Below are 13260 nucleotides of genomic sequence, written 5' to 3' on the forward strand. Positions count from 1 at the left end.
TTTTAAATTAACACTAAACAATAACTTTTTCTTAACCAGAACCGCTTTGTCGTTTTAAAAAATAGCAGTGGTTACAGACAGGTTTATAAACATGTAGTCCCGATCAGAAGATCGGGACTACATACAGTAATTTGGTAAATAAACTTTAAAGTATAAAAATCCTTTTGAGCTATTCGCTTAGTGTCGGCAAAGACTATTGTCTTCCTCCTCCGCCACCCCCTTGTGAATCCTCTTCTTGTTTGATATCGTCGTTATTAATGCCTTCTTTTTTCGGTCCTTTACCTTTTTTACCACCTCCTTGTGAGCTAAAGTCCATTTTACCGAAACGGTAGCTAAATGAAATTCCTACTGAACGGAATGGAACCGAATTTTGCTGATATTGATCAAATCCATCTCCGCTTAATTTTGTGGTGAATTCACGGTTCTTATTAAACGGATTCGACATGTTTAAACCTAAGCTGGCACGTTTCTCCAAAAAGTCCTTCTTAAATCCAAGATTGAACATCGAAAACGAAGGATTCTCTCCCTGAATGGTTCTGCGCGGCGAGTTGAACATTCCGAATGCTTCAATAGCAAAATCCTTAGGCAATGACCATGAAGCATTTGCATTTACATTGTACAACACGCTTTTATTGCTGTAAGTGGTTTGAATATTCGGATCGTTAACATTATACGAATACACATTCGCATTTCCACGCAAAGTGATACGCTGGCCAAGCTGCACAGATCCTGAAAGATTTACCCCTACTGATGAGCTATTGGAGATATTGGCATATGTAGAACCTGATATTTTACCATCAGCAGATAAGCCAACAATACTTTCGATAACATCATAAGTATTACGATAATATACTGAGGCATTCACTGATGAACGTCCCATAAACCTTGAATATCCTAATTCAAAATTATCGGTCTTCTCCGGAGCAAGGTTTGGATTACCAAAAGAGATATTCTGTGGATCGGTTGAATCTATAAAAGGATTTAAAAAGCGCAAACCCGGGCGCTGGATACGGCGACTATAGCTTATCTTAACCGATGACATATCTTTAAACGTACGAGCAACAGTTAAACTCGGAACAAAATTGTTGTAATTATTAGTGATACTGTTCGACTGTGAATTTCTGAAATCACCAGTAATTTCTGTACGTTCTAAACGCCCACCGGCTTTAATTGCATACCCTTTACTTAATGTAAGATTAAACGAAAGGTACCCTGCGTAAACATTTTGAGTGTAGTTAAAGTCATTTGATTTCGTCAGATCAGATACATAATCGCCGTTTGTGTCCTTAAAATCATAATTATAAGCGCTGGTGATATCCCTTAAAATTGTTTTCGCACCAACTTCCATCAAAACAGCTTTTATCCATGGATGGGCATAATCAGCCTGAAAGGTAAGCTCATTATTAGTTCCTTCATTTAAGCTTCTGCCTGCGGTATTTGGCATATTTACAATTCCATTAATCGAATTCTGGAAATCTGTATTATTTCTGTCGTTGCTTAACTGAAACCCAAGACTTAATTCTTGTTGTGGATTAGCAAACTTTCTATTATAATCTGTTGACCAATCAATTCCTTTTCGCTGGTTATCATTTTGCGAAATACGATTATATTGACTTAGCAATCCATCAATATTATCAGAGTTGGAAACAAGCATTGACCCGTCGTTGTTATTATTCCAACGGCTAAACTTAATATTACTGCTTATTGAGTTGGTTTTATTCAAATCATAGGTAATACCAAAATTGGCGTTACCTCCATTTCGGCCACCTTTGTTGGTTCCATTCTGATTGGTTAAACGGGCGGTATCAACTCCTGTATTTTGCATGTCAGGAAAAAAGCTATTGCGCAGAAAAACACTTGATCCATCTTGTGGAATAAAATACATACCACCAAAGCCGGCACTGAAACCAACTTTACCCTGACGAATGTTTAGGCTTCCGTTTCCTCTGTTAAAGCGATTACTCAAATTCATACTGATGTTTCCGGTAACACCCGCAACATCCGTTTTCTTGGTTACAATGTTAATGATGCCGGCAGAACCCTCTGCATCATATTTTGCCGAAGGACTTGTAATTACCTCAACATTTTTGATCTGGTCAGCAGGAATCATTTTCATGGCATCGGCCACACTGTTGCTGACAATAGTTGAGGGTTTACCGTTAATTAAAATTTTCACGTTTGAATTACCGCGCAACTCAACATTTCCATCCATATCAACACTTACCATTGGCACCTTACGCAAAATATCGCCAGCGTCACCGCCCTTAGAGGTAACATCCTTCTCAGCGTTGTAAACCATTTTATCAATCTTATTCTCCACCAATTCGCGTTGGCCAACAACGGTAACTTCTTTCAGTTGTTTTCCGGTTTGCTGAAGCAGAATCTTTCCAATTTTAATATCTTGATTTTCGGCAGTTATGGTGACCTTTTTGGTTACAGTGCTGTAATCGATGAAAGATACGATCAACTTATAATCTCCATTTGGAATACCTTCGAGGGCAAATACCCCTTTTTCATTGGCAAGGCCGCCGTTTACAGATTTTGAATCGGCTAAGCGCATTAACGCTAACGTAGCAAACTCAACCGGTTTTTTTGAGGTTGAGTCGATAACTACACCGCTTATAGTGCCGGTTCCTTTTGATGGGCCTCCTTTTTGAGCATAGGAACTCAAAGTTAATAGACCTGCTAATACTAATAATAAAACTTTCTTCATAATTTCTATAGACCCCAAAGTTAATCCCGTGGTTTAATTACCAGTGTAAAATCCTTGTTATAACATCTACGCTAACAAATACATATGATCAGGAAGCCCATCGGGATTCTGGGGCATTATTTATTTAATTAGAGAAACCTTCAATTCCAATTTCACCTCTTTTGTCATCGATTCAAAAGAAGGCCTGCCGCCTGGCCAGGGCTATGCACCACTCCCACCGCCGCCATGCATACCACCGCCTACACCATGAGGTGCTCCACCATGATCGGTGGTATTTATTCAGTAAAACTTCCTTGAGTTTTACTTGCGCTTTTAACGCCTGTGTGGAAAGAAGTGTAAAAATGAGGTATAATACTATTTTTCAATTCATGTAAGGCTTGTTTAAGCTCAAAAATGAATTGAAAAAACAGGTTAGGGAAACGAAGTAGACAGCCGTAAGGCATTTGCATACTAATTACCGAATTGTGTCGATTACGCCTTCTTTGTGAGGAAAGAAGCATTACCTAACTTGGGGAGAGGTTGGTAAAAAGTAAATTTTAAAGGACCACGCAATTTCACCCTACTTACCCACCGCTAAATCCCTCCAAGGAGGGGGCTTGTGCGATTCCCCTCTTGGGAGGGGAATTGGGGTGGGTGTAGTAATGATCTTTTTAGTACAAAACACTTTGCATTCTTCTCTTCATAAATTTGAAGGATGAACGTATTTCATCAGTTCATCTTTAAAATTATCACTCAACGGAACTTCTACCTCCCCTATTTTTATTCGGTTTTTACGAATAGAGGTAATTTTGCCCGTGGCGATAATAAAAGATTTATGAACCCTTAGAAAGCCGGTAGAAGGTAGTTTCTCTTCAATAGCTTTAATATTCATTCGTGAAAGAATTGGACGGGACTGCCCTTCTATGTAAATTTTTACATAATCTTTCAAACCCTCGACGTACAAAATATCAAATAGGTTGACTTTTATAAGATTGTATTCGGAGTTAATAAAGATATAATCAGGAGCTGTTTCTGTTTGTGTACTTTTATTCTTTAGGCTGAAAAGATCATAAGCTTTTGTAGCGGCTTTCATAAACCGATCGAATGCAACTGGTTTTAAAAGATAATCAACCACATCAAGGTTATAACCATCCAACGCATATTTCTCATAGGCCGTAATGAAAATCACCATTTGATTAGGGCGTGTTGCTTCTAAAAACTGTACTCCACTAATCCCCGGCATCTGAATGTCCAAAAAAATCAGATCGACCGGCTTTTCTTTCAAAACTTCAATTGCTTCAAAAGGATTGGGGCAAGTGGCCACCAAATTCAAAAAAGGAATTTTAGATATATTATCGACCAACAGCTCTAGTGCCAGCGGCTCATCATCAACAGCAATGCAGTTCATCATTCGAGTTCAATACTTAGTTCAACCATAAACCATTCCTCACTTTTCATTAAACGCAGCTGATGGCGGTTATGATACAAAATGTTCAATCGACGCTCCACATTATTCAGCCCTATCCCCGAACTTTCATCCTTCTGATCGTCGTCATTGAACTTATTACTTACGCTAAACTGCAATTTATGGGCATTTGCCTGCAAATAAATTTCGATAACCGGATCGGTAATTAAACCAACGCCGTGCTTAAATGCATTTTCAATAAAAGGGATCAACAACATGGGCTCAATGCTTTTGTCCGAGGCCCTATTGTCGACCGTAAAAACCACCTTAACCGAATCACCAAAACGCAGGCGCTGCAGATCAATATAATTCTGTAGGTAGTCGATCTCCTTCTCAATGCTCACCTTCTGCTCGTCGTTTTCATAAAGCATATACCGCATCATTTGCGAAAGCTGAATGATAACCGGTTCCACTTGTTCAGGGCGTTTTCTGGTAAGCGCTACCAGACTGTTTAAAATATTAAATATGAAATGAGGACTGATTTGCGACCTCAAAAAAGATAGTTCCGTTTTAAGGTGAATATTTTCACGCTCTTTATTTTGCCGGTCGGTTTTAAGTTGATCAACAATAAATCGGTAACTGGTACTTGTGGCCCATATAAACAGTAATGGAAACAGTAAGAAAAGTCGCATTCCGCCTCCCATTGCTCCCGGTCGCCCCCTACCATGCATCATTCGCTGAGGTGGAGGCATCTCCAATCGTAGTAAATGATTAACAAGTAATATGACTGCCATTATGCCGATTGCCGCTGAAATATATACATAAAGCTGTTTTTTGCGTAATATTTGCGGAATCAGGTAGTAGGCATTAATGTAAAAGAATGCAATTAATGGAAGATTAAACGTTAAAAAACGATGCAATGAAAAAATATGGGCAGGCATTGCCGGCGAATCCGGACGAAATAATTCAGGAATGGTAAAAACTCCAACCCATGCCAGAATATGAAAAATAACGATGCGAATATTCTTAAACTCTCTCACTTACAATTTATTGTTTCACCAATTTCAAAAATAGATTTTAGACTGATAAAATTATCCTATTAACGACTAATGCCCTGTTTTTGTAGACATAAGATATAAAAGCACCACCTTACTATTTTAGAGGGTTATAAATTAAAATACACAGCCCCTGTTTTGGATTAAAAACAGGGGCTGCGCATTTAATGATGTCTTTGCTTATTCCTCTACTAACGCAGCAACAGGTTTGTCAACAGTTTCACCTGTTTGTTTCTTACCGAATATTAATTTTAAAACAAACCAACATAAAGTAAGACAGCCTAAACCAAAAATAGTATCGCCAATAGCTCTTAACCATTTTAGCGTAACCATTTCGGGTTGCTGCATGAACTCTGCTGAGCGGGCATACCACATGCCATGCTCAATACTTGCAATGGCTTGCCAAACTCCAACCGGCAATAAACTTAAAACAGCCATCAGCAATAAACCGATATTCAGCGACCAAAATGTAAAACTCAACAATTTTTCGTTCCAAGCCTGGTTTCGGTAGATGCTTCGTAAAACAAATAATAACAAACCAATACCTAACATACCGTAAACACCAAATAAAGCAGTATGACCATGTAATGGAGTGGTGTTTAGCCCTTGAACATAATACAAGGCAATTGGAGGATTAATGATAAAGCCAAATATACCGGCTCCTAAAAAGTTCCAGAAGGCAACGGCAATCATAAAATAAATAGGCCATTTATAATCGATCATCCAGGTTGAAGATTTTGACAACTGGTAATTATGAAACGCTTCATATCCAATTAACACCAGTGGAACCACTTCTAAAGCACTAAAGCTCGCACCCAAAGCCATTACTGCAGTTGGGGTACCTGTAAAATACAAATGGTGGAAAGTTCCGATAATACCACCCGACATAAATACGATGGTTGATAGCAGTACATTTAGGGTTGCTGTTTTGGTTTTTAAAAGACCCAATCGTACAAATAAGAAGGCAATTACCACGGTGGCAAAAACTTCAAAGAATCCTTCTACCCATAAATGCACAACCCACCAGCGCCAGTACTCGGCAATTGCCAGATTGGTTTGGCGACCCCACATTAAACCAGCTCCATAAAACATTGCAATTGCCGCGCATGAAACCAGAAACATGATAATCAAATTCTTCTCTTCGGCTTTTTTCTTAAAAATCGGAAGCAGAGGTCTAACCATTAATGCTAACCAAATGAATAGCCCCGTTAAAAGAAATATTTGCCAGAATCGGCCTAAATCAACGTATTCATAACCTTGGTGACCAAACCAAAAATTATCAATCAGGTTAAGCTTTTGCATAACGCCCATCCACTGACCAATCATCGATCCTACAACAATGATCAGCAAGGCAAAAAATAAGAAGTTCACTCCCAAAACCTGGAATTTTGGATCTTTACCGGTAACAGCTGGTGCGATATATAGCCCGGTAGCCAACCATGCTGTGGCAATCCAGAAAATGGCCAATTGCGTATGCCAGGTTCGGGTTACTGCATAAGGAATAATATTACCTAGTTTTAGTCCATAAAAACCATCACCCTCTACACCATAATGTGCGGTGATAACACCCATTACAACCTGCAGTACAATAAGCAAAGCAACTACCCATAAATATTTTTTAACTGCCAGCATTGATGGAGTTATTCCCTGTTTTAACAAAGGATCTTTAGCCGGTGCTTCTGTATGCTCATCCTCCCCTGATCTAACATGATAAAACACCATCACTCCAATAAAAAACAATAGCAAAATAATACTTACTCCCGACCAGGCCAGAAGCTCTTTAGTGGCAACATTCCCAACCAGGTCATCAGCAGGCCAGTTATGTGTGTATGAAACTGCTGAGCCCGGACGTTCAGTTACCGTTGCCCAGGTAGCCCAAAAGAAAAAAGCATTTAATTTCCTCATCCGTTCTGGATCCTTAATGGAGTTTTGAGGTATTGCATAGTGCCCCCTCAATTCAGAAAACTGAGGATCATTCATAAATAGTTTCGAGTAATAATTGCTTAACTCAGCAATAGCAGCCACTCGTTCATTTGATATAGTAATGGTTTTATCATTGGTGCTATACGTATTTTTTCGAATCTCTTTTTTAAACCTGATTTGCAAAGATGCTTTTTGCTCATCGTTCAGGTTTTCAAAACCAGTTTTATACGTAGCCCTTGCTGATTGATCGAGCATAAAAACGGCTTCTCGATGAAGCCAATCGGCCGTCCAATCGGGAGCGGTGTAAGCGCCATGCCCCCATACAGATCCTACTTCCTGTCCACCGATGCTTTGCCAAACATTCTGTCCGTCTTTAATTTCTTCAGCGGTAAAAATAACTGTACCATTGGTGGCAACAATTTTATCCGGCATTGGAGGTGCCTCCTGATAAATTTTAAAGCCAAAATAGCCTAATACTGCAAATGAACTTGCTAATACCAGGGAGAACAAAAGCCATAAACGTCTTTCCTTGTTCATATTATTATTTGTTAGTTTATTATTAAATATATCTGTTAGTTAATTTTAAATAACAATAAGAAAATAATTTGTCAACATATTGCCAAATATATCTGCAAGTTAATTTTCAAGAAGAGTAATAAGCAGTGCTTTTACCTTTAGAATTTCAATTTATCTAACAGCCACCCTGAAACGAATTGATACCAGCTGTAATGCTGGCGGATGAAGCATATAACTGTTGATTGCTTGGTTTCTGCGACAATATTAAGGTTTTAAATAATAAAAGACAAAAATGTCTTTTATTATTTAAAAAAAAAAAGCGATTACAAACAACCTCAAAAACAACTCATTTAAACCACATTACAATAAACCATCATAAAAAACCATCAATAAAGTGACAATAATTTTTCATAAATAAATGAACATTCACTTATATTTGCTTCATAAATGAGAACCAGAGACGAAAACAAGGAACAAGCCATTAGGCAACAGGCCATAGAAATGATCGTAAAATATGGCTTGGAAGGCTTTAGTATGCAGAAACTTGCCAAAGCGGCCAATGTATCCCCTGCCACTATGTATATTTATTATCAGGATAAAGAAGATCTGGTGTTGAGTTTAGGTACGGAAGTTTTCAATAAGATGCAGTTGTATAGTCTGAAGAATTTCAGTTCTGATTTAAGCTTTGACGAAGGCCTGAAACTACAATGGAAAAATCGTGCGGCCTTTTTCCTGGAAAACCCTTTAGATGTTCAATTTATTGAGCATTTGAGGTACTCCCCTGCTTTCAGAACTATTTCCCATACCATTAAAAACAGCTTCAAAGCAGAGATGGGAAAATTTGTTCATAACGCAGTCCTCAGAGGTGAACTGGTGCAATTGCCATTTGAAGTTTATTGGTCGGTGGCCTTTTCTCCACTGTATCAATTGATGAAATTTCATACGCAAGGAGAAAGTTATGCATCCTCGAGCTTTGAACTTACCGACGAAGTGATGGACCAAACACTTCAAGTAGTGCTAAAAGCGTTAAAACCTTAATATTTCAATAGACCATCAAATGAATATTTAACTATAAAAAACAATATCCTATGTCGACTCTCTTACAAAACCGAACCATTCACATTTTTAAAACAAACATTCATGACCAACCTGATGTTAATGCCATTGCATCAGCACTCAATAATTTACCGGGAATTCTAAAGTGGAATGTCGCTATCGACGATTGTGATAAAATTCTACGTATAGAATCTACCCAAACTGAACCTGACGAGTATATCGATCTGGTTAAAACATTAGGCTACTCATGTGAAGAACTTACCTTTTAATTAACTTTTATGAACACACCCAAACATACTTTTTCAAGATATCAGATTTTCGTTATCGCCATTTTGGCCATACTCCAGTTTACCATTATCCTCGACTTCATGGTGCTATCGCCATTGGGTCCATTTTTAATGAAAGAGCTCAACATGCATGCCTCACAGTTTGGCCTGGTGGTTTCGGCCTATGCTTTTAGTGCCGGAATTTCAGGGTTGCTGGCCGCCGGTTTTGCCGACAAGTTCGATCGCAAGCGCTTATTAATGTTCTTTTATATGGGTTTTATCCTGGGAACAGCATTATGTGCTATGGCACCTAACTTTGGCTTTTTACTTTTTGCACGTATTGTAACCGGTATTTTCGGTGGGGTAATTGGCTCTATTTCTTTTGCCATCATTACCGACTTGTTTAAAATGGAAGTGCGTGGACGCGTAATGGGTTTTGTACAAATGGCCTTCGCTGCAAGCCAGGTACTCGGTTTACCAATAGGATTGGTTTTAGCTAACCATTTCGGATGGCACGCCCCATTTTGGATGATCGCCGGTTTTGGTGTTGTATTAGGAATGGTGATGCTAGTTTACCTGCAACCTGTTAACGAGCACTTAAAGCTTAAAAGATCAGAGCACAATGCCTTTAAGCACCTTTCCCAAACCATTTCACAACCAAATTACCTGAAGGCATTTTTGGGAACCACCTTATTAGCGACTGGAGGTTTTATGCTGATGCCGTTCGGTAGTGCATTTTCAACTCATAATATGGGAGTTCCAATTGAAAAACTATCATTGTTATATTTTGTAACAGGAATTTTCTCTATGATCCTGGGACCCCTAAGTGGTAAAATCAGCGACAAAATTGGCAAGTATAAAATGTTTGTAATCGGTTCCATCATCAGTATAATTATGGTGGCCATTTATACCAATCTGGGTGTTACTCCACTTTGGACGGTCATTGGTCTTAACATCTTGTTATTCGCCGGTATTTCATCGAGAATGATCTCTGCTTCTGCACTGATGACCGCCGTTCCCAAAGCGCAGGATCGTGGTGCTTTTATGAGTATCAACTCTGCCATTCAGCAAATATCAGGGGGTATTGCGGCAACTGTTGCCGGTTTAATTGTAGTGGAAGCCAAGGATGGTAAACTCGAAAATTATAATGTTTTAGGTTACGTGGTTATCATTGCCATGGTGATTGCCATTGGCATGATGTATTTCATCAATAAACTAGTAATGGATCAGCTGCATGCAAAACCTGCAGAAAAACCAACAGAAGAACCAGTGGAAATTATTGCAGAAGTTTAAATGCACATACAAAAACAACGGGGCCGGTTGAGAAAGCGGCCCCGTTGTTTTTATCTGGTTGCCAGCTGCAACTTTAGATCATATTTAATGGGTTCAGTATAAATTTCGTAGGCGTTTTCGGCTGGGTTAGGTAAATTATTCGGGCTAGCTGTATTAGAACGTCCTCCATTTCTTCTACCCATTCCATTCATCATTGCATAAAAATTTTGCTCCGGTAAAATATTTTTATCTATTCCCTGAACACGGACACCTATACTTAGCTCTTGTTTTCCCTTTTTAAAAGCTGAAGAATAAAATGCTTTAAATGGAATTACCGCTTCATAGATCAATGCATCATCTTCGTCCCAATCAAAACCTACCGACACATTACTAACATTATTGTTCAATGCTTGCTTTCCATTGGCAAATGCATAAAAGCCACTCAAGATCATCTCTTTGTGATTTTCCTTTGCCCTTAAATGTAAATCTTTAACCCCTAAACGCTCTCCGGGTTTAAAATCCCATTTAGGTTTTTCTCCTGGTTTCAGCTTTACAAATAATGGAAACTCGATTACCGTTGACGGTTTTTTCTCGGCTGCAGTATCAAGCACCAATTTCATCCCACCTAAAAAAATCTTAGCCTGCGTGGTTTTATCAAATACACGAAATGTTACATACAAATTTTCCTTGTCGTTGGCTATGGCATACTTAACCCTTCCACTTCTATCTACATTCTCATCTTCAATTGCATATCCCCAATCATCAAGTTTACCATCGGCTACTACAGGCTTGGTTCTGAAAGTACTTTTAAATGTTTTTGTTGAACATGAATCTAATGTTACCAACATAAAAACGGGAGCGAACAAAAAAACTAACTTCTTCATGAATTTGTTTACAAAACTGTTTCGAACGGTTCTAATATCTTAAAAAATGCTGTTTAAAATCCTTTTAACCTAAGACAAAAAATAAAGTCTTTAGTTTAATCTCAAAGTATCTTCTTCCTTTTTAAGATACGAATAAGAGAACTAAAAAGTACATTTTAGTGCAAAAACTTATCCCTAACTTCGCCCCTTCAAAATTATTGATTGAATGAATCTTCTTTCTGCAGAAAATATATCAAAATCATTAGGGTTGCGCGTTTTGTTCAGCAATTTAACCTTTGGAATTAACCAGGGACAAAAAGTCGCGTTGATTGCCAAGAACGGAACCGGAAAAACTACCCTGCTTAAAATATTGGCTGGTAAAGACAGCTGCGATACAGGAACTGTTTCTGTTCGGAAAGATATTAAAATTGCTTTCCTCGACCAAGAGCCTGATTTACCTTTAGACCGATCGATTTTTGATGCGGTTTATGATGCGGAAAACCCGTTGCTTAAAACCATTATGGCTTATGAGCTGGCATTGGAAAACCATGATAACATGAAAGCCATGCAAAAAGCCATTGACCAAATGGACTCAATGCTGGCATGGGATTATGAGCAGCGAATAAAACAGATTTTGGGAGAGTTAAAGATCTTCGATCTGCACCAGCAAATTGGCTCGCTTTCGGGTGGGCAAAAGAAACGAGTGGCTATGGCCATGGCACTGGTACAAAACCCTGATCTTTTAATTTTAGATGAGCCCACCAACCACCTGGATTTCGATATGGTGGAATGGTTGGAAGAATATCTTGAAACTGAAAAGGTTTCCTTACTAATGGTTACTCACGACCGTTATTTCCTTGATCGTGTTTGTAATCAAATTTTAGAAATGGAAAACGGCCAGTTATATTCCTATTCAGGTAATTACAGTTATTTCCTGGAGAAGAAAGCGGAGCGCGAAGCCACTTCAGCTGCCACTATTGATAAGGCCAAAAACCTATACAATACAGAATTAGAATGGATGCGACGCATGCCAAAAGCACGTGGTACCAAGTCAAAGGCTCGTATCGATTCGTTTTACGAAACAGAGAAAATTGCTAAACAACGTTTAGAAAATAAAAAGGTTCAGCTCGATATTCAGATGAATCGCTTGGGCGGTAAAATCCTGGAACTGCATCATTTGAAAAAAAGCTTTAGCGACCGAAAGATGGTCGACAATTTCAGTTATGTGTTTAAGCGTAATGACCGTATTGGCATTGTAGGTGTTAATGGTGCCGGTAAATCCACTTTTTTAAAGTTACTTACCGGAGAACTGGAACCTGATGGTGGTAAAATTGTAACCGGAGAAACCGTTGTTTTTGGCTATTACAACCAGGATGGAATGAAATTACCTGAAGACAAGCGGGTAATTGAAGTGGTGAAAGATATTGCCGAGTTTATTCCAATGGCAAAAGGCAAAAGCCTTACGGCTGCACAGTTGTTAGAACGATTCCTTTTCTCTGGCGATCAGCAATATACTTATGTTTCAAAACTTTCAGGTGGTGAACGTCGCCGTTTGTACTTGTGTACATTGCTGATGAAGAACCCGAATTTTTTGATTCTCGATGAGCCTACCAACGACCTCGACATTATGACCTTACAGGTTTTGGAGGATTTTCTGGAAGATTTCCCGGGCTGTTTATTGATCGTTTCGCACGACCGTTATTTCATGGACCGATTAACCACACACCTGTTCATTTTTGAGGGTGATGGTATTATTACTGATTTTAACGGGGATTACGGCGATTACCGCGATTACATGCTGATTAAAAAATCGGAAAAGAAATCGGATGCTGAGAACCTAAAATTGGAAGCAAAGAGTCAAAAAATAGAAACAGAAACTGTTGCCCCTACTTCTAAGCCGGTTGAGAAAACCCGCAAAATGACGTTCAAAGAAAAGCACGAATTTGAGCAGATTGAAAAAGACATGGCGGCTTTGGAAAATAGAAAAGCTGAGATCACGACAATTTTCGAAAACCCATCTGTAAATGCCGATGAATTGCAAAAACTTTCAGCCGAAATGGAGCAAATAATAAATGCTTTAGAGGAAAAAGAACTGAGATGGCTAGAGCTTAGTGAGTTACAAAGCTAACCTCCATATAAAATCAGAAAAAGAGCGTCCCGAAAATATGGACGCTCTTTTTGTTTATAGCTTCTCTTTGGGAGATTATTTTTT

General features: G+C 38.7%; 9 protein-coding genes. 4 read left to right on the top strand and 5 right to left on the bottom strand.

Annotated features, from left to right (window positions below; all coding sequences use genetic code 11):
• Positions 1 to 193: 193 nt before the first annotated feature.
• From NF867_RS06910 to NF867_RS06925, 4 genes are all read right to left on the bottom strand, one after another.
• On the bottom strand, positions 194 to 2713 hold the full coding sequence (locus NF867_RS06910; RefSeq protein ID WP_252587070.1) for a TonB-dependent receptor: 2520 nt from the start codon (positions 2711 to 2713) through the stop codon (positions 194 to 196).
• A gap of 679 nt (positions 2714 to 3392) precedes the next feature.
• A complete protein-coding gene (locus tag NF867_RS06915; RefSeq protein WP_341870030.1) occupies positions 3393 to 4103 on the bottom strand; it encodes a LytR/AlgR family response regulator transcription factor in 711 nt (236 codons plus the stop codon).
• Positions 4100 to 5137, bottom strand: coding sequence for a sensor histidine kinase (locus NF867_RS06920; RefSeq protein ID WP_252587071.1), 1038 nt, complete (start codon positions 5135 to 5137; stop codon positions 4100 to 4102). Before NF867_RS06920 ends, NF867_RS06915 begins: the two co-directional genes overlap by 4 nt.
• A 195-nt stretch (positions 5138 to 5332) precedes the next feature.
• Positions 5333 to 7612 (bottom strand): nitric-oxide reductase large subunit, encoded by a 2280-nt coding sequence (locus NF867_RS06925; RefSeq protein ID WP_252587072.1) that lies wholly within the window; start codon positions 7610 to 7612, stop codon positions 5333 to 5335.
• 426 nt (positions 7613 to 8038) lie between these two features.
• Here NF867_RS06925 and NF867_RS06930 point away from each other — a divergent pair, with 426 nt between their 5' ends.
• From NF867_RS06930 to NF867_RS06940, 3 genes are read left to right on the top strand one after another with little or no spacing between them, the layout of a single operon-like run.
• Positions 8039 to 8629, top strand: a complete 591-nt coding sequence (locus NF867_RS06930) for a TetR/AcrR family transcriptional regulator (RefSeq protein WP_252587073.1) — start codon at positions 8039 to 8041, stop codon at positions 8627 to 8629.
• 50 nt (positions 8630 to 8679) lie between these two features.
• Positions 8680 to 8916, top strand: a complete 237-nt coding sequence (locus NF867_RS06935) for a hypothetical protein (protein WP_252587074.1) — start codon at positions 8680 to 8682, stop codon at positions 8914 to 8916.
• A gap of 9 nt (positions 8917 to 8925) precedes the next feature.
• Positions 8926 to 10206, top strand: a complete 1281-nt coding sequence (locus tag NF867_RS06940; RefSeq protein ID WP_252587075.1) for an MFS transporter — start codon at positions 8926 to 8928, stop codon at positions 10204 to 10206.
• Between the two features lie 50 nt (positions 10207 to 10256).
• On the opposite strand, the gene NF867_RS06945 is transcribed toward NF867_RS06940, so the two are convergent.
• Positions 10257 to 11069 (bottom strand): hypothetical protein, encoded by an 813-nt coding sequence (locus tag NF867_RS06945; protein ID WP_252587076.1) that lies wholly within the window; start codon positions 11067 to 11069, stop codon positions 10257 to 10259.
• A gap of 205 nt (positions 11070 to 11274) precedes the next feature.
• Between NF867_RS06945 and NF867_RS06950 the strand changes: the two genes are divergently transcribed.
• Positions 11275 to 13176 carry an ABC-F family ATP-binding cassette domain-containing protein gene (locus NF867_RS06950; protein WP_252587077.1) on the top strand — a complete coding sequence of 634 codons (1902 nt, stop codon included), beginning with the start codon at positions 11275 to 11277 and terminating at the stop codon, positions 13174 to 13176.
• Positions 13177 to 13260: the final 84 nt, after the last annotated feature.

Origin of the sequence: Solitalea agri (genome assembly GCF_023914155.1) — a bacterium.
Lineage (GTDB): Bacteria > Bacteroidota > Bacteroidia > Sphingobacteriales > Sphingobacteriaceae > Solitalea > Solitalea agri.